Here is a 21493-nt window from a genome sequence, read left to right as displayed (position 1 = left end):
ACCCAAACCTTAATGGTTTTCATTTTCATTAGGAAGGGTCTGGAGTGGACACGTGACGAGCCTCGCCACGTCGGCGCCGGGTGAGCAGGACGATGGCCGTTCCCGCGGCGAGCAGTAGTACTCCGCCGGCGGCGATGGTCGTGATGTTCGCGCCGGTCCGGGCCAGCAGGCCGCCTCCGCCGTTCTGGCCGGCGGACCCCTTGCCGGCGGCGCTGTCCGTCCCGTTCCCGGCGCCGGCGTCCGTCGAGTCGCCGACCGCGAGGGTGAGCGTCCTGGTGTCGGACACTGTCTTGCCGGCGGTTGTGGTGGCGGTCATGTCGAACGTCAGCTGGTAGGTGCCGGCTCTGGTGAAGGCCCAGTTGCCGTGTGCGTGGGTGTTCGGCGCGATGCCGAGTCGCTGCGGCAGGGACTTGTCCGAGTCGAAGATCACCTCGGGGGTGCCGAACGAGCCGGTGCGGAAGAGCTTGAACTTGCCGGGTCCGCTGACCTTCTTGAGGCGCCAGTTGACAGTGCCTCTGGTGCCCTTGACCAACGACTCGTGCTGGGTGTTCCACCCGGGCCAGACGATGCCGGACTGCTGGGACTGGGGTAGCAGGTACACCTTGTCGCCCGCCCTGCCCAGGAACGCGTATCCAGGGCCGGCCGGCACGTCGATCCGGGCCTTGTCGGTGACCTTGAGCGTGACGTCGGTCAGTTCGCGCCAGGTAGGGGGAGTCGTTGTGTCGTCCTTGAGGCGGATCCGTAAAGCACCGCCACTGAGCTGCGGTCCCATGTCGACGTGCCCGTCGGAGATCACGCGCCGTCCGCTCGCCGGCGTGGTGGCGGCCGCGGCGGCTGTCGGAGGGGTCGGGGCGGCGGCGCGAGCGGGTGTGGTGATCCGGGGTACCGCGGTGGCCTGAGGTGCGGCAAGCGGCCGGGCAGGAACCGAGACGGCGTAGACGGCCTCGTCCTCGAGCGTTCGCGAACCGGCGCGCGCGGTGGCGCGCAACGTCACGCGGTACTCACCGGTGGCGTCGAACAACCAGACCACGCCGCCCAGCCGCTTCTCGGCGGGCAATCGTGCGCTGGTCCGGCCATCGCTGTCGAGCAGCAGGGTGGGGCGTCCCCACTCGGACAGGGTGTAGGCCGCGAAGGACCCGGGCCCGTCGACTGTGAGCAGGTCCAGCGTCACCGCGCCGCCGGCGACGTCGTCGGCGTCGATCGCGGTGGTGTCGAACGTGGAGAACGGTGAGCCGTCCTGCAGGGACCACACCGGTGCGCCAGGCCGGCCGAGAAAGGCGAAGGCGGGATCGTCGGGGACCACGCCGACGGGGGAGCCGGAGGCGGTGAACCGCACTGACTGCGGGTCGGTGACGGCTCGGCTCTCACTCCGGAAGCTCATCCGGAGCTTGCCCGACTCCACCGACAGCGCGACGAGGTCGGCGCCCTCGGCCTGTGGTGCACCGGGCGCCGCGACAGCCGGCGCACCGGCGGTCAGCGCGACCGCGAGCGTAGCCGCGGCGACGGCGACGGTCCTGCGGATCATGTGCTGCCTTCCTTCTCCAGGGTTGAGGTCTTTTCCGCTGAGCTCGCTTGGTCGCGGCCGCGCTGTTCGGCGGCGGCGAGGGCGTTCCGCATCCGGCGCGTCCGGCGGCGCCGGGTGTGCAGCCAGGCGGTGAGCAGCGCGGCGACAAGCGTCAACAGGGCCAGTTGCGGCCACGGCACCAGCCAGAAGGTCCGGGTGGAGTGTGCGCGGACGGGGGCGGGATCGATCGCTCGCCCGTCGACCGGCCCAGGCGTGATGTCCACGCTCAGGCGCTCGCGGAACAGCGGCGGCACCGCGTCGAGGGCAGTGGTGACGCGCAGGGTGCCGCCGGGCAGGATCTCCGGGATCGCGGCCGCTGCGGTGGTCCGGCCGCCGAGCCCGAACGGCCCCTCGACCCGTACGGCGGGGCGCCCCTCCAGGCGTACGTTGCCGGTGTTGCCGATAGTGAACGTGGCGGTGACGCGCGGCAGCCGCAGCGGGTGCCACGACGTCGCGGCATTGATCTCGACGTCGGTGATGCTGAGCGCGGGCTGCAGGGGCCCGGTGACGCGCAGGTAGACGCGGGCACCGACGCGATGGTCCACGGAGACCTGGTTGCCGTCGGTGGCGTCGGCGAGGATCGAGGCGACCACTCCGGCCGCGTGGTCGCCCGGTGTGGCGTTCGCCGGCACGGTCACGGTGAACGGCACGACGATCCGCGACGACGCCGGCAGCGTGAGCCGCTCCCGCGCGACCTTGATCCAGCTTCCGGCATCGGTGGCTCGGGCGTTGCCGGCGCGCAGGTCGAAGCCGCCCGTCGCGGTCGTGTAGGCGTCGTTCGGGTAGAGGCGCAGGGTGAGCGGGCGCTTCGAGTGGTTGGTGACCGCGACGTGGTCGGTGATGCCGGCGCCGGGGTCCAGTTTGTAGTTCAGGGCCGGTCGTCCGTCCGGTCCCTTCGGGCCGGACGGAGCGACGGACCAGGTCAAGGAGTCGTCTCCTGGGGCGGCCCGGGCGGGCGCCGGGAAGGCAACGAGGGCTGCGACGGCCAGCAGGGCCGCGGTGGTACGCGTACGCATGAGGGGTCTTTCGCCTCGGTCGCGGGACGGCGCACGGCCGCCCCGCGACGTCGTGGGATCGCGGCCGGGCTCAGATGGCCGTCAGGGTCAGGGTGCCGGTGTAGCTGCCGGCTGCCGTGTCGGTCGGCACGCTGAGCTTCAACGTCGCGTCGAGCTGGGCGGTGCCCAGGCCCTTGCCGCTCGACGCCGTGGCCAGCACTGCACTGCCGCCCAGCCCGGTGTGCGGCTGCACGGTTCCGTACGGGTGCGAAACCGGTCCGGCCACCACACCCTGTTCGCTGCCTTGCGTGGTGATGCCGGGTGTCCAGCCGAGGTAGCCGCCCGTGAAGGTGGTGCCCTCGTCGCTGCGGAATCCGTCGGCGACCTGGCCGGACGCGGTCCAGCCGGGCCGTGACGCGCGGGTGTCGGTCACCGTGACGGGCCCGAGAGCGCCGGTGCTCTCCCATCGGTCACCGGCCGGGGACAGCGCGGCGGCGGGCAGGGCAACGGTACGGTTCCCGGGATCGACACTGATCACGAGTGCACCCTCGGATGCGTTGATGGTGGCGGTCACCGATTTGGCGGTGCTGCTGCCCTCGGCCGGGAATGCCACCCACAACCAGACCTCGGCGCTGCTGGCCGCGACCGTCTGGCCGTCATAGAGCCTGGCGATGTACTGACTGCCGTTGAGGGCCCGCGTCGCGGTGAAGCTGTACGACGCACCGGTCTCGCCCTCGACCGGCGAGAAGTCGTCCGCGCCGGGCTTCTTGCTGAACCACTGGTACTTCGTCAGCGCGCCCTGCGGTGACTGCACCGCCTGCAGCGTGACGGCATCGCCGGGCTGGTACTCGCCGTCCGACATGCCGGTGATGCTCAACGCGAGGTCGCCGCCGCCGGACTGGAGGTCACCGACCACGAACTTGTAGTCCACCGGGCCGGTGGACAACGTCGTGCCGTTGGCGAGGGTGGCATCGGCCTGGAACTTCAGCATGTAGGTGCCGGTCGCGGAGAACACCCAGCCGGCGTGCGCGTGGGTGTGCACCGGAACGTCCAGGCGATCGGGCAGGCCGTCGTTGCTGCGGAACTTGATATTGGGCGTACCGAGAGAGTTGGTGTCGAACAGCGTCACGTCGCCGGGGCCGTCCACGCCGACCAGGCTGAGCGACACCTTGTCACCGGCGAACACTCCCGAGCCGAGGGTGGTGGTGTTCCAGCCCGGCCACAGCAGGTTCGAATCCTGGACCTGCGGGAGCATCCAGATCTTGCTGCCCGGTTGACCAAGGAAACTGAACGCCGGCAGATCGGGCACGGTCGTCTCGGCAGCGGGCAGCACCTGGAACGTCACGTCGGCCGGGTCGCGTACCGCCGCGGGGCTCACGGTGTCGTCCTTGACCTTGAGCTTCAACGCACCGTTCTCGTAGTGCACGTCCACCGCGTCGGTGTGGCCCTTGCTCAGCACCACCGGGTCCGCGGCGAGCGCGGGGGAGGCAGGGAAGAGGGTGGCCGTGGCCAGGGTGAGACCGGCGATGGTGGACGCGACCCGTACGGAGGGTCTCTTCATGCACCGCTTCCTTTCTGGACGATTGCGCTTAATGAAAACGATTCTCATTTGCTAGAGGAAGCTAGCACGCGGTCGTCCGTACATGAAAACGATGTCGCTTTTCATCTTGATGCGGTGCCGCGGCCCGGACCCGTCTGAACCTTTCGCCACGGCGGCTGCTACCCACCTGGAGGAGGGGGTGAGCGGATGGAACCGGCCAGTGACGACGCTTTGCTGCGGTCGATCGCGGCCGGTGACGCCGCCGCGCTGTCCCGGCTCTACCAGCGGCACTCCGGCGCGCTCTTCGGCTATCTGCACCGGCTGGCCGGCGACCGGATGACCGCCGAGGAGATCCTGCAGGACACGATGCTCGCGGTCTGGCGGTCGGCCGGCGCCTTCGAGGGGCGGGCGAAGGTGACGACGTGGCTGTTCGGCGTCGCCCGCCGCCAGGCGCACAACCGGTTACGCGGCCGGTCCGCGCCCGAGCCCGCCGGCGCCGACCTGCCCGACCCGCCCGATCAGGGTGCCGGCCCGGAGGACCTCGCGATCGCGGCGGCCGGCGGGACCTCGGTGGCCGCCGCCATCAACCTGCTCCCCGCCCATCACCGGGACGTGATCGCGCTGGTGTTCGTGGCCGGCCTGCCGCTCGCCGACGTCGCCGAGGTGCTCGCGATCCCGGTCGGCACGGTCAAGAGCCGGCTGCATCACGCCCGGGCCGCCGTCGCCGCGGCGCTCACCGCTCAGGAGGTGCCCGAATGAAGGACCTGTTGCCCGCGTACGCCGCCGGCTCACTCTCCGGACCGGACCGCGACCGGGTCCGCGCGCATCTCGCCGGCTGCCCGCGCTGCCGCGCCGACCTGGCCTCCTGGCAGGCCCTCGCGGTGGCCGCCGCGCCGATCGCGACGCCGCCGGACCCGGCGTTGCTGGTGCGGACGGTGCTGAGCCGCAGCGCCATCGAACCCGGCATCCGCCGGCCCCCGCGGCGGATGCGGCACCTCGTCGCGCTGGTCGCGGCCGAGGCGCGGCTGATCCGGCCGGCCGCGCCGATCGCCTCGGCACTGGTGATGGCCCTCGGCGCGGGACTCGTGCTGCTGCGGACCACGGCCGGTGCGGACCTGATGCTCTCCCTGATCGCGCCGATCGTCGCCGCCGCGGGGGTCGCGGGCACCTACCGTTCCCGCCGCGATCCGGCCGCCGAGCTGCTCGCCGCCACACCCACGTCCGGCCGCCTGCTGCTGCTCATCCGCATCGCGCTGGTGTTCGGCTACGACCTGGTGCTCGCTCTGGGCGCGTCCGCGCTGCTGACCGCCACCGGCGCGGCGGGCGCGGACGGCCTGAACGAGCTCGTCGGCGCCTGGCTCGGGCCGATGGCGCTGCTGTCCTCGGTCAGCCTGGTGATCGCCGTCTTCCTCGGGCCGGACGCGGCGCTGGGCACGGCCGTCGGGTTGTGGGCGGTGCGGGTGCTGGCGGGTGGCGTGCTGGTCCCCGACGACTGGCCGGCCGGGGCCATCATGGAGGTCTGGTCGACGACCGCGCCGGTGCTCCTGGCCAGCGCTGCCCTCGCGACAGTCGCGGTGGCGATGTCCGGCCGCGGTGAACCTCACGGCGGCCGACGCGCTACCCACCCGATGTGAGACCACTGACCCTCTGGCGGTACGAGATGCGCCGGGCGGGCTGGGCAGCCTTCCTCGGCCCGCCCATCGCCCTCGTCCTCGGCATCGCGGCCGCGCTCGCGAATCCGCAACCGAGCGACCCGGCCACCGCCCGCATCCTGCTCGGCGCGCTGGAGATGGCGGTACCGCTCGCTGCCGCGGTCGCCTGTTCCTCCCTCGTCGGCCGGGATCCGGCCCGTGAGCTCCAGCTCGCCTCGCCGACGCCGTACCGTGTCACGCTGTTGCGCCGGATGATCGTGACGCTCGGCTGGACCGCGGCGGTCGCCGCCCCGGCGGCGGTCGTTCTGATCGCGACCGGCTGGTGGGCCCGCTGGCCGGAGAACCACGGCGCGTTCGCCGGCCAGCTCACCTGGCTGGCGCCGACCCTGGGCCTGAGCGGGCTGGCCTTCGCCGCGGGCGCCGTCTTCCGCAGCCCGGGCGCGGCCGGCGCTCTGGTCACCTCGGTGTGGGCGATCCAGCAGTTCTTCGCCGGCTCGGCGCAGGCGCACCTGCCGGGCCGGCTGCTCTACCTGTTCGCGACCACCCGGGGCGCGGCGCCCGGCGACTGGACCGCGAACCGCCTGACGTTGCTCGGCGCGGGCGCCGCGCTCATCGTGTTCGCCCTGCTCCTGCTGGGCCGCTCGGAACGCCTCATCGGCGAGGAGGACGAATGACCACCTTTGTTGCCAGCCTGCGGTACGAGTTCTGGATGCAGGTCCGCAAGCGGACGGTGTGGATCGTGCCGGCCCTGATCCTGGTGCTGTTCGTGCTGATCGGGGGCAGCCTGCTGCGGGACCTGTTCGATCCGGGCGAACGGCCGGTTGATCCGCGGACCGCCGTGGTCGGCCTGGCCGTCCAGCTCCACGCGCTGCTGTCGATCGGGTTCGGCTGCCTGCTCGCCGACCGGCTGATCCGCGACGACCGGCTGCGGGTGGCGTCGATCCTGGAGGCGACGCCCGCCTCGCCGAAGGCGCGTCTGCTCGGCAAGTACGTGGGCGCCGGCGCCGCGACGGCCATCCCGATCTCGGTGGCGTACTTCGGCTTCGCCGCGGCGTACGCGGTGGACACCGGGCAGCCCCGGGCGCTGGGCTGGGCACTGGCCGCCTTCGCGGCGGTGTTCGTTCCCGGCCTGCTGCTCGTGGCCGCGTTCGCGCTGGCCGCGCCGCTGGTCATGCCGGCGCCGCTGTTCCGTGTCCTGTTCGTCGGCTACTGGCTGTGGGGCAACCTGGTCTCGCCGGACATGATGCCGACGCTCGCGCGGACCGTGATCCACCCCCTGGGCGGCTATCCGCTCGCCGCGCTGTTCGACTTCCACGGCATCGACGGGCAGGAGACGTGGGCCGGCCCGATACCCGGCGCGACGCTCAACGCCCTGCGGCCCGACCCGACGCCGGCGCTGGCCTGGCTGTCCATCGCCCTGCTGTTGATCATCGCCGCCGCCGTGCTAGCGGGCGGCCACGCCCTGCGCGCGCGCCGCATCCGATAACGAGCCCCCGTCCGACAACGACAACGACAACGACAAGGAACTCCCATGCGAATCGAGATCTCCGGCCTGACGAAGACGTACCGCGGTGGGGTGGCCGCCATCGACGGCCTCGACCTGGCCGTGCCCACCGGGATGTTCGGCCTGCTCGGCGCGAACGGCGCCGGCAAGACCACGCTGATGCGCATCCTGGCCGGCATCGTCCGTCCGACGTCCGGCCGGGTCACCGTGGGCGAGCACGACCTCGGCACGGGCGCGGGGCGGACCGCTGTACAGCGCGACCTCGGCTACCTGCCGCAGGACCTCGGCGTCTACCCCGACCTGACCGCCCGGCAGTTCCTCGACTACGTGGCGCTGCTCAAAGGCATGGACGACCGGACCGCCCGGCGCCGGCGGGTCGGCGAGCTGCTGGAGGTGGTGGCGCTGACCGAGCACGCGGACCGGCGGCTGCGCGGCTTCTCCGGCGGCATGCGGCAGCGGGTCGGCATCGCCCAGGCCCTGCTCGCCGACCCGCAGCTGCTGATCGTGGACGAGCCGACCGCGGGCCTCGACCCGGAGGAGCGGATCCGGTTCCGCACGCTGCTGTCCCAGTTCGCCGGCCGGCGCACGGTCCTGCTGAGCACGCACATCGTCGACGACATCGGGCAGACCTGCCGGGAGGTGGCGGTGCTCGCCAAGGGGCGGCTCATCTTCCGGGGCACGGTCGAGGAGCTGACCCGCCGCGCCGAGGGGCAGGTCTGGTCGGTCGTCACGGACGGGCCGGCCCCGACCGAGGGGACGGTGGTGTCCGCGCTGCCGCACGACGACGGCATGCGCTACCGGATCGTGGCACCGTCCGCGCCGAGCCCCGGGGCACGTCCCCTGGAGCCCGGTCTGGAGGACGGCTACCTCGCGGTGGCTGCCGGTCGCGGTAACGCCGCGCGGCAGCCGGCGCCGCCAGAACGCCGGCCGTGCCCGGATGGGCCGGTCGACCCGGGTCACGGCTGGTAGCCCTCGCCGGTCCATCGGTAGATCTGGCTGGTGATCGTGCCGCCGGCGCAGTCGGGCTCGCAGTCGTTGGCGAATTTCTCGATCTCCAGGGTGCCGTCGCCGTTCGCATCCTTGTGCTCGGCGTAGTAGAACGGCCCTCTGTAGTCGTCCTCCGGCGGCAACGTGGTGAAGTTGTCGAAGCCGCCGGTTTTCGGCTGCAGCACGATGACACCGTTGTAGCGGCCGGGGTTGTAGTCGAGGAAGAAGTGGCCGGCTTTGTCAGGCGCGGGTTCGGCGATCGACAGCTCGTACCAGTCCCCGCCGAAGTGATGCCAGCGGACCTTGCCGGAGCGGTCGGTGACCACGATGTTGGCCTCCCGCACCTCCTCACCGGCCGACAGCGTGGTGATCAGGTTGACCTGACCCCAGCTCGGATGCGGGAACGACACATGGTCGGTGATCCGGCACGCCGACTCGCAGGCGCCCTGGCGGCGCAGGTCCGCCGGAGTCGGCAACGGCGCCGGGTCGTACCGGTGCAGTTCCTCGGCGGCCGCGCCCAGGATCTCCGCGGAATGTTCCAGCAGGGTGGCCTCGTGGATGTGGAAGCAGGACCCGGTCAGCCCGAGCCATACGGGAATGTCGGTGTTGCTGTCGAGCCGCATGCCGACGGTCTCCAGCAGGGTGTTGGCACGTACCTTCAGGGCAGCCGCGGTGAGCCGGCACTCGGCGACCTTCTGCGGGTGGTCCCCGGAAGTGGCGGATCCGCGGCCGACGACCAGGTCACCCAGGTCGACGGTGCCGGTATCGAGCCAGAACAATCCGGCGACGCCGGACACGACGGCGCTGCTGGTCAACGTTTCGACGCGTACGCCCGCCGGCCACTTCGACAGTTCGCGCAACTCGGCGCTGCCCGGCACGAAGGCTCGTGAGGTGGCCAGGAACTCCTGCGCGGCCCGCAGCCAGACACACGGCTCCAGTGCGGCGAAACGCTTGTCGGCACACGCCGTCAGCGTCAGGTACAGCAGATCCCGCAGGGTCCTCGACCGGCGGTCCAGCTTGGCGGCCGCGTCCACACCGTCGCGCACTGCGGTGCCGAGTGCGGAGAGCCAGGATCCCTCGTACGGTGTGCCGACCGTGATCACGAGCCCGGTCGCCTTGCGCCGCGCGGTCGACCCCGGCGCATCGGTCAACGCCCACCGTGCGATGAGCCCGCCCATCGAATGCCCGACCACCACGGCAGGGTGTCCCGTATAGGCCTGGTCCTTCGCCACGCAGTCACTGACTCGCAGAAACGCCTCTCCGCCCCCGCCGGCGTCGGTGAACCAGCGACGGGCGGTCTTCGAGTAGTCGACGGTGTAGACGGCTGCGCCCGGCAAGGCCTGAAGGTTGCCGAGAATGCTCCGCTTCACGGTGGGCCGGTCCAGTGACCGCGCCGTGTAGACGGTCGGCTTCGACCACATGCCCGCGTTGCTGATGAATCCATGGACCAGGATGATCGGCGTGTACTTGCCGTCGGCGTGCGGCCGCGCCGCGGAAACTCCGTCGACCAGCGCCGCCTTCTTCACCGGCGCACAGTCCGCCGGCGCGGCCAGGGCCGGCGCAGGAGCCAACCCACCCGGCACCATCACCACCAGCGCGGCGACGGCCGCGAGCAGCCGGCGCCTCACGGCACCACCTTCGCGTACGTGCCGGAGATCCGCCACGCGCCGTCCTCGAAGACCATGACCACCGAGAACTGGCGTGCTGTCCCGCCGCCCGGTGCGGTGGCCGCGGCGTCCATCGAAGCGATCGCCCCGGTCCGATGCCAGGTGCTCCGGTCCGGCTCCACCACGGCGCCGGCCGGCAAGGCCTTGGTGAGATCCAGCCCTTCCGCCCGCAACGAACCGGACAGCGCGCTTTCGTCATTCGCGGCGAAAGCGGCCGGTAACGCCCGGATCAACGCCGCCGCGTCTTGCTGATCCTGCGCTTCGGTCCGGCTTGCGCCGGGTGCCGGCGGCTCCGGATCGTGGTCGTCCTTGACGAACCACCACAATCCACCGCCGGCGAGGAGCGGCACGGCCACCGCCGCGAGGGCGACGCGCAATCTCGTACCCGTCATGCGATGACGCTAGCCGGGTAACCGGCGTCGCCGACTGGGCGAGAACGGCCGTGTCATCCAGCCGATCGGGCGACCCCCATCGAGCGCCCAGCCGGGCGTACGAGCGGCTGCCTACAACGCGCCGGTGACCGATGCCGCGTCTGTGGCCTTGTCTGACAGCGAGCGGCGGGCCTGCGCCGAGGCGGCTGTCGTGGTCTACGCGGACCGGGGCCTCAGGCGACCGGCTCTCCTACCTGCCGATCGGCAGATTCGAGTACCTGGACCGCGTGTGAGTGACCACCGCCGCCGGACCCGGCCACGGCGCGGTGATGTGTGACGCCGTCGAGGAGCTGAGCCGCGGTGGTGACTCTCGGCTGCGGACCGCCGCGGGCAAGCTGCGTCACCTCGTCCAGGCGACGGCGCCATGACGAGGCCAACATGACCTCGATCGACCAGTAAGTTACCGCTCGCCGGTGCAGCAGCCGTCGTCGCAGGTCTCGGCCTTGCCTGCTGCGGTGGCGGCCGGCGGGCCGGGTGCGCAGCAGGCGTCACCGCGCCAGGCTTCGCGGCCTTCCTTGACGGCGACGGCGGCGATGGCCAGCGCGGCGACGGGGTCGGCCCAGCTCCAGCCGAACAGGCTGTTGAGCAGGAGTCCGGCGAGCAGGACCGCGGACAGGTAGGTGCAGAGCAGGGTCTGCTTGGAGTCGGCGACCGCGGTGCGGGAGCCGAGTTCCCGTCCGGCGCGGCGCTGGGCGTAGGACAGGCCGGGCATGACCGCGAGCGAGACGGCGGCAAGGGCGATGCCCACGGTGGAGTGCTCGGCCTCGGCGCCGCCCAGCAGGGATCGCGCCGATTCGACGGTGACGTAGGCGGCGAGGGCGAAGAACGAGATCGCGATGATCCGCAGTGCGGTCTTCTCCCGGGCTTCGGGGTCGTGGCCGGCGAACTGCCAGGCGACCGCGGCGGCGGAGGAGACCTCGATGACCGAGTCGAGGCCGAAGCCGATCAGCGCGGTGGAGTCCGCGGCTCGGCCGGCACTGATCGCGATGACGGCCTCGATCACGTTGTAGGTGATCGTGGCGGCGACCAGCAACCGGATCCGGCGGGCCAGCACGCCTCGGCGCAGCGGGTCCGGACCGGCGGGGGTGATCGGCAGCAGGGGGAGGCTCATCAGCAGCAGTCCTCGTCGGCGGCGTCGGGGCAGGCGGCCGGGTCGACGGCCAGGACCAGGCCGAGCAGGTCGTCCAGGGCGTGCCGGATGCGGGTGTCGGCGAGTTCGTAGCGGGTGCGCCGGCCTTCGGGGGCGGCGACGACCAGGCCACAGCCGCGCAGGCAGGCGAGATGGTTGGACAGGTTCTGCCGGGTAGCCCCGAGCAGGACGGCCAACTCGGCCGGATAGCCGGGGCCGTCGCGCAGCGCGAGCAGCAGCCGGGCCCGGGTCGGATCCGACAGGGCGTGGCCGAAGCGGGCGAGGACTTCGCCGTGCGTCACCGTCTCCATGGCGCCGACCATACAGCTATCGCTGTATTCAGCAGAAGATGTATCAAGCGATGTCGTACGATCTTGGCGTGCTGCTGATCGACCATGTCATCACCGTCCCGCTCGACCACGATCGTCCGGACGGGCGAACTATCGAGGTGTACGCGCGGGAGATCGTGGCCGCGGACGGGCGCGATCTGCCGTATCTCATCTACCTCCAGGGCGGACCGGGCCACGAGGCGCCGCGACCGTCGTCCCGACCGATGTCGCCGTCCTGGCTCGAGCGGGCACTGCGGAGTTTCCGGGTCGTCATGCTTGACCAGCGGGGCACCGGACGTTCCACGCCCTATGGTGCTCCCGGCCCGGACGCGGCAGCCGACGCCGAACGGCTGATCCTTTTCCGGGCCGATGCGATCGTGCGGGACGCCGAATGTCTGCGGGAGCATCTGGGCGCCCGGCAGTGGAGTCTGCTCGGCCAGTCCTTCGGGGGATATTGCTCGCTGCGTTATCTGTGCGAGGCACCGGACAGTCTCCGCGAGGTGTTCTTCACCGGTGGCCTGCCGCCGGTCGGGCGTCCGGTCGACGAGATCTACTCGGCCACCTTCGACACGATGCGCATGCTGAACCGTCGATACCACCGCAGGTTCCCGCAGGACGCCGCCCGGCTTCGAGAGCTGCTCGACCGCTGCGACGCGGGTGAGGTACGGGCTCCCGACGGTGCCCCGATCTCCCGGCGCCTGATCCGCACCATCGGCCACCACCTGGGCATGGACGGCGGCGCGGACAAGGTCCATCACGTGCTCGAGCTGGACTTCGCCTCTTCCGCGTTCCGGCACGATGTCGCCGCGATGCTGCCGTTCGAATCCCGCAACCCGCTGTACGCGATCCTGCACGAGTCGAGTTATGCCGACGGCGGGGCTACGCGGTGGTCGGCCGAACGGGTTCAACCCGACGACTTCGCCGGCGAGTCCCTCTTGCTCACCGCCGAACACCTCTACTCCTGGCATTTCGAGGACATGCCGAGCCTGCGGCCGTACCGCGATGTCGCCGCGGCCATCGCGGAGCATGAGTGGCCACGTCTCTACGACGCCGAGCTGCTGGCTCAGGTCGACGTGCCGTGCGCTGCCGTGATCTACGCGGACGACCCGTACGTCCTCCGGCAGTTCTCGGAAGAGACGGCCGACCTCTTGCCCGGCATGCACCGGTGGCTCACCGATGAGTACTTGCACAACGGGCTGCGCACCGACGGCAGCCGCGTGCTCGACAGACTGATCACGCTGACCCGGGATCTTCCTGGAGGTCGATGACGACCTTGCCGTGCACGTGCCGCCCCGGCTTTTAGCTCGACCGCGGCGCGGATCTGGTCGACCGGGATCGGCGCGAATCGACGGAACATGACCGGATCGTCCTCGGCCAGCCGTTCAGCGACCGTGCCGTACGTCGTTGGGTGGGTGCTCACGCACGTAGTCATCAAGCCGCCCGCCGCGCAGCGCGGCGAACAGTTCTCGGCAGCGCGCTGAGTCGGGCACCATCACCGAGCCGATTCCGGGTACGTCCCGGTTCTCCGCGATCGGCAGCGTCATGAACGTGAGGTCGTTGGCGCGCAGGTGGCGAAGCGTGAACGCGAGGCGTTGCACCGGCATCCGCCGGTCCACGGTCAGCATGCCGGCCGCGGTACGTACCAGCCGGTCCAGTTTCCGCGGGTCGGTGAGCAGGTTCTGGTCGGCCGCCTTCTCGGCCACCGCCCGCAGGTATTGCTGGTGTCGCCGGGACCGGTCGAGGTCGTCGCTGGGCAGGCCGCGGCGCTGACGTACGTAGTACTCGGCGAGTTTGCCGTCGAGGTGCACTTTGCCCGCGGGGAATGCGACGCAGCGCCGGGACCGGCCCTGCGGGTCGGTGCACGGTGCCGACGGGTACGGGCTGTCCTCGGGCAGAAAGCGGTAGGAGTCGACGCTCTTCTTGTCGATGGTGACGTCGACGCCACCGACCAGATCAGTGATCTTGCGGATGCCGGCGAAGTCCACGATGACCGGCCAGTCGATGGTGATACCGCCGAATCGGTTGAGTGTTCGGACGAGCCGGGGCGTGCCACCCCAGGCGAAGGCCGCGTTGACCTTGTTCCGGGATCCGCGCTCGCCGTCGGCTGTGGCGATCGGCAGGTACGTGTCGCGCGGGATGGAGATCACGTAGGCCCGGCCGGTCGACGCGGGGATGTGGACGAGGATGACGACGTCGCTGCGCCCGTCACCCGGTTCGCCTTTGGTGCGGCTGTCCGAACCGATGAGCAGCAGGTTCAACGGTCCCCGTACCTTGGGCGGCTCGGTCCGAGCGCCCGCGGAGGGGGCCGGTGCGGGAGGCAGCAGGTCGGCCCGGTCGACTGCGTCCTCGTAGCGGCCGGACAGCGTTCGCAGCCCGGCGACGCCGGCTACCGACCCGGTGACGAGCACGGCGAGAACTACGGCGAGCACCAACACCCAGCGGCGTCGCGGGAAACGGCTTCCGGCCATCGCTCACACCCCCACGAATCGGTAGCCGGTGTCGATGAGTACGGGCAGGACGCTGCGCAGCGCACGTACGGTCTGCGACCGGTCGCCGCCGCCGTCATGGGTGAGCACGATCGACCGGTTGCCGACCTGGTCCAGGATCTTCGCCCGGATCCGGGCAGCACCGGGGTTGTCCCAGTCACGCGGGTCGACGTCCCACGCGATCGAGGTCTGCCCGAGCGTCGCGCACACCTCGAAGACCGTGCGCGACCAACTTCCGTACGGGGCCCGGAAAAGCGCGGGTATCCGGCCGACTGTCGTGGCCACGGTGTCCACGGCCCGGCCCACCTCGGTCCGTACGCGTCCGGCGGGCAACCGGCTGAGGTCCGCGTGCGACCAGGTGTGAGTACCGACTGCGTGTCCGTCGTCGACGATGGACCGCACCAGGCCGGGATGAGCGGACGCCCGCTGTCCGATCACGAAGAAGGTGGCCTTGACGTGGTGCTTCCGCAGGAGTCGGAGTACCTGCGGTGTGTACGCCGGATCCGGGCCGTCATCGAAGGTGAGCGCCACGACGCGCGAGCCCTTGTCCACTGACCTGACCGGTACGACGTACCGGGGCTTCTTCTGAACCGGAGTGCGAGGCAGTCCCGTCGCGGAGGGTGATGGTGGTTTCGGCGAGGGCCGGACCGCGACCGGAGGGAGCGCGGGCGGTTCCGGCTGCGGCTCGGCGCAGGCGCTGAGCAGGGACAGACCGCCGAGGGCGAGAAACACCCGCCTGCCTCCGGTCATCCGTTGTTGCGTCATCGACATCACCTCCGGCCCGCGCGGTCGCCGCAGTGGGAGCGACGGTTCGTTCGCGGCGTATCGAAGTGTGCTGACGCGATGTCAGGAACTGATGAGGGCTCTAATATCCGGGGTGGTGGAATACTTCGACCTGACGCCGTACGAGTATCTGAGTTCCGCACTGCCCGCGACCGCGGTCGGCTGGCTCGGCAGTGAACACGGCGTGCAGGGCGGCACCGCGAACCCACTGACTGCCGCCGAGCTCAGGATGCTCCGGGCTGCTTCACCGCGCGTCGGCAAGGTGACCATGGGCTGGCACGCGTGTGAGTTCTGCGAAAACGCCGAAGGCAACGGCGAGTACCGGTACTACCTGCCGGACGGTCGCATCTTCGCCGCGCCGACCCTGTTCCTGCATTACGCCGAGCAACACGGTTACCGGCCGCCGGCGCAGTTGCTGGACGCCTTGGCCGACCCGGCGCCGCTGCACTGGGATCGGCGCGCGGACCACCTGTGCCGGGTGCTGCTCGATGAGAACGCCGACATCGCAGTACGCGCGGAAGCAGCTGTCGGACTGGCGTGCTGGGACGACCGCCGGGCCTATGAGGCGCTGTGGATTTCCATGCGGGACGAGGACCTGCTCGACTGCGCGGGCGACGAGATCGGGCGCTCGCTGACAGCCTTCTCCGGACGCGCGTACGCGAAGGACCTGACCGCCGTGACCCTGCACACGATGGTGCAGTTCGGCATCGAGAAGGCAGCGCAGGACGACTATCGAGTCTTCCTGCGAACGTTCAGCTGACGCGGTACGGGTCGTCCGGTGGCACCCAGGCGCCGGGCCTGTCGAGGCCGCACCCGTCCACCGAGCGGGTCAGCGCCGCGACGAGCGCTCGCACCGCGGGTCGCTGCTCGGTGCGGCGGGAGACCAGCGACCACGTCCAGTACGGCGCCGGCCGCGTGATCGGGCGGGCGACCAGGTCGGCCGGCACCGGGGTGGTCTGGCCCTTCGGGCAGTTCACCACCGGCCGGCGCAGGCGGCGTACGTGGTCGAAGAACGCCGGACCGGTGATGCCGCCGTCCGAGATGGCCACCGTCCGGGCGCCGGTCTCCTCGGCCAGCGATTCGGCCCAGCGGTTCCACGACGACCAGCTGACCTCGTCGGCGTCGATGAGCACCACGGTGTCGCGGGCGCGGACCGGTTCGGCCGAGGTGCCGGTGCTCACCGCGTACAGGCGGTCGGCGCCGAGCAGGCGGGCGTCGAGGTCGTCGTCGCGCACCGTCGTGCTGGGCACCCAGCAGATCGCGAGATCGATGCTGCCGTCGACGACCCGGGCCGCCTGCGCGTGCGACGGCAGCACCCAGGCGTCGACCAGCAGCTGGGCGGTGCCGGCGGCGCGTTGTTCCAGGTCGGGCGGCCGCCAGTTGACGTAGCCGAGCCGCACCGGCTCGGACGACGACAGTCCTGACGCCGTACGCCTGAGGTCGTCGGCCTGCTCGAGCAGCGCCCGGGTCCGCGGGAGCAGCACCGTGCCCGCCGCGGTCAGCGCGACCGAGCGCCGGTCGCGGTCGAACAGCCGGGTGCCCAGGTCGCGCTCCAGCGCCTTAATCTGCTGCGACAGCGACGGCCCGGCGATCCGCAACCGGTCCGCGGCCCGGGCGAAGCTGAGCTCCTCGGCGACCGCGACGAAGTAGCGAAGCTGACGAAGCTCCATCCGGGCAGCATAAACGCCTGATAGGCGCAGCCTCCCAGCCGGGAGGAAGTCAGTCGTGGCAACCGGCGGATCGCGACCGATGCTTCAGCCAGATCCGGTTCACCTCAGCCAGATCAAGTTCACCTCAGCCGCATCAGGTTCACCTCAGCCAGAAGGAGCATCATGACCAAGGTTGCTGTCGCCACCGGAGCCTCCCAGGGCATCGGCGCCGCCACCGTCTCCGCCTACCGCAAGCTCGGCTACCACGTGGTCGCCAACTCACGCGGGATCACGCCGTCCGGTGATCCGGGGGTGCTCGCCGTGCCGGGTGACATCGCCGATCCGGCGGTCGGCGCCCGGATCATCGAGGCCGGCCTGGCCGAGTTCGGCCGCATCGACACGCTGGTCAACAACGCCGGCATCTTCATCGCCAAGCCGTTCGCCGACTACACGGCCGAGGACTTCGACCAGGTCACCGGGATCAACCTGCGGGGCTTCGTCACCATCACCCAGCGCGCCGTCGCGGCGATGCTGGTCCAGGGCGGCGGGCACGTCGTCACGGTCACCACCAGCCTCACCGACCACGCCAACAGCAGCCTGCCGTCCGCGCTCGCCTCGCTCACCAAGGGCGGCCTCAACTCGGCGACCAAGGCCCTGGCCATCGAGTACGCGACCCGCGGCATCCGCTTCAACGCGGTCTCGCCCGGCGTCATCGCGACCCCCATGCACCCGGCCGAGACCCACGAGTTCCTGGCCGGCCTGCACCCGGTCGGCCGGCTCGGCGCGATCAGCGACGTCACCGACGCCATCGTCTTCCTCGAGAACGCCCCGTTCGTCACCGGCGAGATCCTGCACGTCGACGGCGGCCAGAGTGCGGGGCACTGACATGACGGTCCTGCCGAACCTGCTCGACGCCTGGCAGCGGGCGATCGACGGCCACCACCCCGAGCAGGTGGCCGCCCTGTTCACCGAGGACGCCGTCTTCCAGGGTCTGCACCCGTACAGCATCGGACGGGCCGGGGTGCAGGAGTACTACGCCGCGCAGCCGGCCGGGATGACCGTGGCGTACCGGATCCTGCAGACCCGCGAGCTCGCCGACGACGTCGAGCTGGGCTGGGTCACGGCCGAGTTCACGTTCGTCGACCGGCCCCCGATCGCGGTCAATCTCACCGTCGTGGCGCGCCGGGCCGAGGGCGCCTGGCGGATCGCCCACTACCACGTCTCACCACGGATCCCCGCGAAGGAGAGCACCCCGTCATGACCCGCATCGGCATCATCCTCGGCAGCACCCGCCCCAACCGCAACGGCGAGCAGGTCGCCCGCTGGGTGCTCGACGTCGCCAAGCAGCGCACCGACGCCGAGTTCGAACTGGTCGACCTGCGCGACTACCCGCTGCCGCACCTCGACGAGCCGGTCCCGCCGTCGATGGGCCAGTACCGCAACGACCACACCAGGCAGTGGGCCGCGAAGATCGCCTCGTTCGACGGCTTCGTCTTCGTCACCCCGGAGTACAACCACAGCACCTCGGGCGTACTGAAGAACGCCATCGACTACCTGTACGCCGAGTGGAACAACAAGGCCGCCGGCTTCGTCTCCTACGGCTCGGTCGGCGGCGCCCGGGCCGCGGAACACCTGCGGCTGATCGCCGGCGAGCTGCAGATCGCGGACGTACGCCAGCAGGTCGCCCTCTCGCTGTCCACGGAGTTCGAGAACTACACCGTGTTCAAGCCCCGACCCAACCAGGAGCCCCAACTCACCACTTTGTTGGACCAGGTGGTGGCCTGGAGCACCGCCCTCGAGCCGCTGCGCAAGTAAGGCGGTGCGGCCGCCGTCATAGTGCCGCGACGCGGCGGCACTATGACGGGGCCACGGCCGGTCCGCGCTTCGCCCGCTGGATCTGCTCGTAGACGTGGGTCCGCAGCTGAGTGAACCGGGCGGAGCGGCAGTTCGACATTGCCCCGGACCGTCAGCCACGGGTAGAGGCTGCGGCCGTACTCCTGAAAAACGACGGCCATGGCCGGACTCGGACCCGTCACCGGCGATCCGTCCATCTCCATGAGGCCGCTCGTCGGCCGGAGCAATCCGGCCAGGCATTTCAGGAGCGTGGTCGTTCCGCATCCGGAGGGCCCGACGACGCACACCAGTTCGCCGTGACTCATCGTGAAACTGAGATCCCTGATCGCCTCGATGTCGCCCGCGGCGGTGGCATAGACCTTCCGCAGATGCTCGACTCTCAGCAAAGGGCTCCCGTCAGGCACGGGTGATCTCCTTCATTCCGTGCCGAGCAGGAGCACGGCCACCGGAATCAGCACCGGCGGCGGATCGCCCGGAACGCCAGCAGTGGCTCGAGGGTTTCGGGCAGCCGGCGGAACCGGCCGATCGTGACGCCGGCGGCGACGCCGAGGACGATTGATTCTCCGGGCCGGCCGATCGGCGCGGGTCAGGCGACGACGCGCGTGTGCTGGACGGCGGCAGGCCCGGCGACGTACCGGCCGATCGCCGCGCGCCACTTGGCGAAGTCCTCGGTGCCGCGGTAACGCTCGTGTGCCGCGAGGTCGGTCCATTCCACGAGAAGGACGAAGTTCGTCGGCGTCTCGACCCCCTGGGTGAGGCGTGCCGAGAGCATTCCCTCGGCCGGCCCGATCGCCGCAATGCTCGTGGCGTGTGCTTCCGCGAAGTCCTTCTCACTGCCCGGCTTCGCGGTCAACTCGGCGATTTCGAGAATCATGGTCATCGCTCCACATTCTTTCAGGCTCCGGCGTCCGGAGGTGTGGACGGTGGTCATGACGACGGTCCTGAGATCCCGAATCGACTGGATGTCCCGAACTCTACACGATGACGTCGCGGTGCGACATCACGTGGATGAACGTCCCGGCAGCTGATGGACGACTGTCGATGTCTGCGGTACTTTGGCTGGTAAGTCAACAAAGAAGTCGCACCTTAAAGGCCCCGCTACCGTACGAGAGGGACGTCTATGAGTTCGAAAGCGAGGAAGGCCGGGCTCGCACTCCTTGCCGCCACGCTGGCCTTCGCCGGCACGGTGTACGGCGTGACGAGGCCGGCCTCGGCCGACGTCGTGGCCCAGCTGAACGGTTCACAGCTGGTCGCCGACATGGGTGCGGGCTGGAACCTGGGCAATGCGCTCGAGGCCAACAACAACGGCATCCCCAGCGAGACGGCGTGGGGAAACCCCGTCGTGACGCAGGCCCTCATCGACCGGGTGCGGGCCTCGGGATTCAAGACGATCCGGATCCCGGTCTCCTACATGGGGCACATCGGGGCCGGCCCGAACTACACGGTCAACGCCGCCTGGCTGAACCGCATCCAGGAGGTCGTCGACTACGCCCACAAGCAGGGCCTCTACGTGCTGATCAACATGCACGGCGACGGGTACAAGACCGTCACCGGGTCCTGGCTGATCTGCGATGCGGCCGACCAGACCACGATCAAGGACAAGTACCAGAAGGTCTGGCAGCAGGTCGCGACCAGGTTCCAGAGCTACAACGACCACCTGATCTTCGAGTCCATGAACGAGAACTTCGACGGGCAGTACGGCAACCCGACCCAGCCGTGCTACTCGAACATCAACGCCTACAACCAGATCTTCGTGGACACCGTGCGCCGTACCGGCGGGACCAACGCCTCGCGATGGCTGCTGGTGCCCGGCTGGAACACCAACATCGACCACACCGTGGGCAGCGGCTTCGTGATCCCCACCGACCAGAACCGGTCGTCGTCCATCCCGGCCAACGAGCAGCGCATCATGATCTCGGTGCACTACTACGACCCCTGGGACTTCGCGGGACAGGAAGACGGCACCATCACGCAGTGGGGCGCGGGCGCGACGAACCCCGCGAAGAAGTCGACCTGGGGACAGGAGGACTTCCTGGACGGGCAGCTGAAGAAGACGTACGACAAGTTCGTCACCCGCGGATATCCGGTGTTCGTCGGTGAGTACGGCTCGATCGACAAGACGACGTACGACTCCACGAACAACCGCTACCGCGCGGACTACGCACGCGCCGTGGTGGCGACCGCCAAGAAGTACGGCGCAGCCACCGCCTACTGGGACAACGGCTGGAACGGCCAGCACGGCTTCGGCCTGTTCGACCGCAGCTCCGTCACGGTGACCCAGCAGGGCATCATCAACGCCATCATGAGCGCCGTCGGCGGCAGCCAGCCCACCACCCCGCCGCCGACCACGCCGCCCACCTCCACACCGCCCACCACGCCACCCACCACCCCGCCGACCACCAGCCCGGGCGGTGCCGGCGCCTGCCGGGTGAGCAGCACGGTCAACGCGTGGAGCACCGGCCTGACCGCCAGCATCGCCATCACCAACACCGGCACGGCGGCCATCAACGGCTGGACCCTGGCCTTCACCCTGGCCGCCGGACAGAGCATTGTCTCCGGCTGGAGCGCGAGCTACTCCCCGGCCACCGGCAGGGTGACCGCGACCAACGCCGGCTACAACGGCACCCTGGCGCCGGGGGCCTCGGCCTCCATCGGCTTCCAGGCCAACCACACCGGCAACGCCGCCGCTCCCACCGGTTTCACCCTGAACGGCACCACCTGCAGCTGACTCACCACGACGGGCCGGGCGCCGCTTTGGCGGTCCCGGCCCGTCGTGCGTCCGCTTGCGAGCCCGCTGGAGCGGCGCCACCAGCGCACCAGTCCGCCGTTCGCGGCCGACGGCTGCACCGTCGTTAAGCAGGGAGCCGATAAGGGGCACTTGCTGCAAGGCTTCAGATCAGGATCCTAGGATGCCTTACCGGTG

24 protein-coding genes are annotated in these 21493 nt (G+C 70.4%); 12 read left to right on the top strand and 12 right to left on the bottom strand.

From position 1 onward, the window contains the following. Window positions 1-28: 28 nt before the first annotated feature. From ACZ6S4_RS00730 to ACZ6S4_RS00720, 3 genes are all read right to left on the bottom strand, one after another. On the bottom strand, window positions 29-1525 hold the full coding sequence (locus tag ACZ6S4_RS00730) for a TIGR03773 family transporter-associated surface protein (RefSeq protein WP_465472843.1): 1497 nt from the start codon (window positions 1523-1525) through the stop codon (window positions 29-31). Further along, a complete protein-coding gene (locus ACZ6S4_RS00725; protein WP_465472842.1) occupies window positions 1522-2580 on the bottom strand; it encodes a WxL protein peptidoglycan domain-containing protein in 1059 nt (352 codons plus the stop codon). The genes ACZ6S4_RS00730 and ACZ6S4_RS00725 overlap by 4 nt, the downstream gene beginning before the upstream one ends. A gap of 70 nt (window positions 2581-2650) precedes the next feature. After that, on the bottom strand, window positions 2651-4120 hold the full coding sequence (locus ACZ6S4_RS00720) for a choice-of-anchor M domain-containing protein (protein WP_465472841.1): 1470 nt from the start codon (window positions 4118-4120) through the stop codon (window positions 2651-2653). Window positions 4121-4306: 186 nt separating this feature from the next. Here ACZ6S4_RS00720 and ACZ6S4_RS00715 point away from each other — a divergent pair, with 186 nt between their 5' ends. From ACZ6S4_RS00715 to ACZ6S4_RS00695, 5 genes are read left to right on the top strand one after another with little or no spacing between them, the layout of a single operon-like run. Then, entirely contained in the window at window positions 4307-4858 is a 552-nt protein-coding gene (locus tag ACZ6S4_RS00715) for an RNA polymerase sigma factor (RefSeq protein ID WP_465472840.1), read from the top strand. Continuing rightward, entirely contained in the window at window positions 4855-5733 is an 879-nt protein-coding gene (locus tag ACZ6S4_RS00710) for a zf-HC2 domain-containing protein (protein WP_465472839.1), read from the top strand. The genes ACZ6S4_RS00715 and ACZ6S4_RS00710 overlap by 4 nt, the downstream gene beginning before the upstream one ends. Next, the gene (locus ACZ6S4_RS00705) at window positions 5730-6425 is read left to right on the top strand and encodes a hypothetical protein (protein ID WP_465472838.1); all 696 of its coding nucleotides are present in this window, start codon (window positions 5730-5732) and stop codon (window positions 6423-6425) included. Before ACZ6S4_RS00710 ends, ACZ6S4_RS00705 begins: the two co-directional genes overlap by 4 nt. Continuing rightward, window positions 6422-7237 (top strand): hypothetical protein, encoded by an 816-nt coding sequence (locus tag ACZ6S4_RS00700; protein ID WP_465472837.1) that lies wholly within the window; start codon window positions 6422-6424, stop codon window positions 7235-7237. Before ACZ6S4_RS00705 ends, ACZ6S4_RS00700 begins: the two co-directional genes overlap by 4 nt. A 45-nt stretch (window positions 7238-7282) precedes the next feature. Beyond that, window positions 7283-8224, top strand: coding sequence for an ABC transporter ATP-binding protein (locus ACZ6S4_RS00695; protein ID WP_465472836.1), 942 nt, complete (start codon window positions 7283-7285; stop codon window positions 8222-8224). Here the strand turns inward: ACZ6S4_RS00695 and ACZ6S4_RS00690 are convergent. Continuing rightward, window positions 8212-9870: an esterase/lipase family protein gene (locus ACZ6S4_RS00690; protein ID WP_465472835.1), complete on the bottom strand. Its 1659-nt coding sequence runs from the start codon at window positions 9868-9870 to the stop codon at window positions 8212-8214. The two genes, ACZ6S4_RS00695 and ACZ6S4_RS00690, sit on opposite strands and share 13 nt — an antisense overlap. Next, entirely contained in the window at window positions 9867-10286 is a 420-nt protein-coding gene (locus tag ACZ6S4_RS00685) for a hypothetical protein (RefSeq protein ID WP_465472834.1), read from the bottom strand. Before ACZ6S4_RS00685 ends, ACZ6S4_RS00690 begins: the two co-directional genes overlap by 4 nt. Window positions 10287-10573: 287 nt before the next feature. Between ACZ6S4_RS00685 and ACZ6S4_RS00680 the strand changes: the two genes are divergently transcribed. Then, entirely contained in the window at window positions 10574-10708 is a 135-nt protein-coding gene (locus ACZ6S4_RS00680) for a hypothetical protein (protein ID WP_465472833.1), read from the top strand. 32 nt (window positions 10709-10740) lie between these two features. Here ACZ6S4_RS00680 and ACZ6S4_RS00675 read toward each other — a convergent pair whose 3' ends face one another. Further along, the gene (locus ACZ6S4_RS00675; protein WP_465472832.1) at window positions 10741-11451 is read right to left on the bottom strand and encodes a cation efflux transmembrane domain-containing protein; all 711 of its coding nucleotides are present in this window, start codon (window positions 11449-11451) and stop codon (window positions 10741-10743) included. Continuing rightward, a complete protein-coding gene (locus tag ACZ6S4_RS00670) occupies window positions 11451-11780 on the bottom strand; it encodes an ArsR/SmtB family transcription factor (protein ID WP_465472831.1) in 330 nt (109 codons plus the stop codon). The genes ACZ6S4_RS00675 and ACZ6S4_RS00670 overlap by 1 nt, the downstream gene beginning before the upstream one ends. A 50-nt stretch (window positions 11781-11830) precedes the next feature. Between ACZ6S4_RS00670 and ACZ6S4_RS00665 the strand changes: the two genes are divergently transcribed. After that, window positions 11831-13066 carry an alpha/beta fold hydrolase gene (locus tag ACZ6S4_RS00665; RefSeq protein ID WP_465472830.1) on the top strand — a complete coding sequence of 412 codons (1236 nt, stop codon included), beginning with the start codon at window positions 11831-11833 and terminating at the stop codon, window positions 13064-13066. Window positions 13067-13180: 114 nt separating this feature from the next. Here the strand turns inward: ACZ6S4_RS00665 and ACZ6S4_RS00660 are convergent, their stop codons facing one another. Next, window positions 13181-14266 carry an LCP family protein gene (locus tag ACZ6S4_RS00660; RefSeq protein ID WP_465472829.1) on the bottom strand — a complete coding sequence of 362 codons (1086 nt, stop codon included), beginning with the start codon at window positions 14264-14266 and terminating at the stop codon, window positions 13181-13183. Window positions 14267-14269: 3 nt separating this feature from the next. Then, the gene (locus ACZ6S4_RS00655; RefSeq protein ID WP_465472828.1) at window positions 14270-14836 is read right to left on the bottom strand and encodes a polysaccharide deacetylase family protein; all 567 of its coding nucleotides are present in this window, start codon (window positions 14834-14836) and stop codon (window positions 14270-14272) included. Between the two features lie 328 nt (window positions 14837-15164). Here ACZ6S4_RS00655 and ACZ6S4_RS00650 point away from each other — a divergent pair, with 328 nt between their 5' ends. Then, a complete protein-coding gene (locus ACZ6S4_RS00650; protein ID WP_465472827.1) occupies window positions 15165-15827 on the top strand; it encodes a DUF7919 family protein in 663 nt (220 codons plus the stop codon). Here the strand turns inward: ACZ6S4_RS00650 and ACZ6S4_RS00645 are convergent. Further along, complete coding sequence (locus tag ACZ6S4_RS00645) at window positions 15820-16737, bottom strand: LysR family transcriptional regulator (protein ID WP_465472826.1); 918 nt, start codon at window positions 16735-16737, stop codon at window positions 15820-15822. The two genes, ACZ6S4_RS00650 and ACZ6S4_RS00645, sit on opposite strands and share 8 nt — an antisense overlap. Window positions 16738-16899: 162 nt before the next feature. On the opposite strand from ACZ6S4_RS00645, the gene ACZ6S4_RS00640 reads away from it, so the two are divergent. From ACZ6S4_RS00640 to ACZ6S4_RS00630, 3 genes are read left to right on the top strand one after another with little or no spacing between them, the layout of a single operon-like run. Beyond that, window positions 16900-17601 carry an SDR family NAD(P)-dependent oxidoreductase gene (locus tag ACZ6S4_RS00640; protein ID WP_465472825.1) on the top strand — a complete coding sequence of 234 codons (702 nt, stop codon included), beginning with the start codon at window positions 16900-16902 and terminating at the stop codon, window positions 17599-17601. Between the two features lies 1 nt (window position 17602). After that, window positions 17603-17977, top strand: coding sequence for an SgcJ/EcaC family oxidoreductase (locus ACZ6S4_RS00635; RefSeq protein ID WP_465472824.1), 375 nt, complete (start codon window positions 17603-17605; stop codon window positions 17975-17977). Further along, window positions 17974-18531, top strand: a complete 558-nt coding sequence (locus ACZ6S4_RS00630; RefSeq protein ID WP_465472823.1) for an NADPH-dependent FMN reductase — start codon at window positions 17974-17976, stop codon at window positions 18529-18531. Before ACZ6S4_RS00635 ends, ACZ6S4_RS00630 begins: the two co-directional genes overlap by 4 nt. Here ACZ6S4_RS00630 and ACZ6S4_RS00625 read toward each other — a convergent pair. Together ACZ6S4_RS00625 and ACZ6S4_RS00620 are read right to left on the bottom strand one after the other, a co-directional pair. Continuing rightward, the gene (locus ACZ6S4_RS00625; protein WP_465472822.1) at window positions 18429-18974 is read right to left on the bottom strand and encodes an ATP-binding cassette domain-containing protein; all 546 of its coding nucleotides are present in this window, start codon (window positions 18972-18974) and stop codon (window positions 18429-18431) included. The genes ACZ6S4_RS00630 and ACZ6S4_RS00625 overlap by 103 nt on opposite strands. 182 nt (window positions 18975-19156) lie before the next feature. Beyond that, the gene (locus ACZ6S4_RS00620; protein WP_465472821.1) at window positions 19157-19501 is read right to left on the bottom strand and encodes a putative quinol monooxygenase; all 345 of its coding nucleotides are present in this window, start codon (window positions 19499-19501) and stop codon (window positions 19157-19159) included. Window positions 19502-19690: 189 nt separating this feature from the next. On the opposite strand from ACZ6S4_RS00620, the gene ACZ6S4_RS00615 reads away from it, so the two are divergent. Continuing rightward, window positions 19691-21298, top strand: coding sequence for a cellulase family glycosylhydrolase (locus ACZ6S4_RS00615; protein WP_465472820.1), 1608 nt, complete (start codon window positions 19691-19693; stop codon window positions 21296-21298). The last annotated feature ends 195 nt before the right edge of the window (window positions 21299-21493 follow it).

It is taken from the genome of Actinoplanes sp. NPDC051405, from assembly GCF_055586185.1.
This window is presented reverse-complemented; position numbering and strand designations above follow the sequence as displayed.

Coding starts and splice junctions, on each gene's coding strand:
- ACZ6S4_RS00615 (WP_465472820.1), top strand. CDS start 19,691: ATGAGTTCGAAAGCGAGGAAGGCCGGGCTCGCACTCCTTGCCGCCACG.
- ACZ6S4_RS00725 (WP_465472842.1), bottom strand. CDS start 2,580: ATGCGTACGCGTACCACCGCGGCCCTGCTGGCCGTCGCAGCCCTCGTT.
- ACZ6S4_RS00715 (WP_465472840.1), top strand. CDS start 4,307: ATGGAACCGGCCAGTGACGACGCTTTGCTGCGGTCGATCGCGGCCGGT.
- ACZ6S4_RS00665 (WP_465472830.1), top strand. CDS start 11,831: ATGTCGTACGATCTTGGCGTGCTGCTGATCGACCATGTCATCACCGTC.
- ACZ6S4_RS00620 (WP_465472821.1), bottom strand. CDS start 19,501: ATGACCACCGTCCACACCTCCGGACGCCGGAGCCTGAAAGAATGTGGA.
- ACZ6S4_RS00695 (WP_465472836.1), top strand. CDS start 7,283: ATGCGAATCGAGATCTCCGGCCTGACGAAGACGTACCGCGGTGGGGTG.
- ACZ6S4_RS00635 (WP_465472824.1), top strand. CDS start 17,603: ATGACGGTCCTGCCGAACCTGCTCGACGCCTGGCAGCGGGCGATCGAC.
- ACZ6S4_RS00710 (WP_465472839.1), top strand. CDS start 4,855: ATGAAGGACCTGTTGCCCGCGTACGCCGCCGGCTCACTCTCCGGACCG.
- ACZ6S4_RS00630 (WP_465472823.1), top strand. CDS start 17,974: ATGACCCGCATCGGCATCATCCTCGGCAGCACCCGCCCCAACCGCAAC.
- ACZ6S4_RS00730 (WP_465472843.1), bottom strand. CDS start 1,525: ATGATCCGCAGGACCGTCGCCGTCGCCGCGGCTACGCTCGCGGTCGCG.
- ACZ6S4_RS00700 (WP_465472837.1), top strand. CDS start 6,422: ATGACCACCTTTGTTGCCAGCCTGCGGTACGAGTTCTGGATGCAGGTC.
- ACZ6S4_RS00640 (WP_465472825.1), top strand. CDS start 16,900: ATGACCAAGGTTGCTGTCGCCACCGGAGCCTCCCAGGGCATCGGCGCC.
- ACZ6S4_RS00645 (WP_465472826.1), bottom strand. CDS start 16,737: ATGGAGCTTCGTCAGCTTCGCTACTTCGTCGCGGTCGCCGAGGAGCTC.
- ACZ6S4_RS00720 (WP_465472841.1), bottom strand. CDS start 4,120: ATGAAGAGACCCTCCGTACGGGTCGCGTCCACCATCGCCGGTCTCACC.
- ACZ6S4_RS00660 (WP_465472829.1), bottom strand. CDS start 14,266: ATGGCCGGAAGCCGTTTCCCGCGACGCCGCTGGGTGTTGGTGCTCGCC.
- ACZ6S4_RS00675 (WP_465472832.1), bottom strand. CDS start 11,451: ATGAGCCTCCCCCTGCTGCCGATCACCCCCGCCGGTCCGGACCCGCTG.
- ACZ6S4_RS00670 (WP_465472831.1), bottom strand. CDS start 11,780: ATGGAGACGGTGACGCACGGCGAAGTCCTCGCCCGCTTCGGCCACGCC.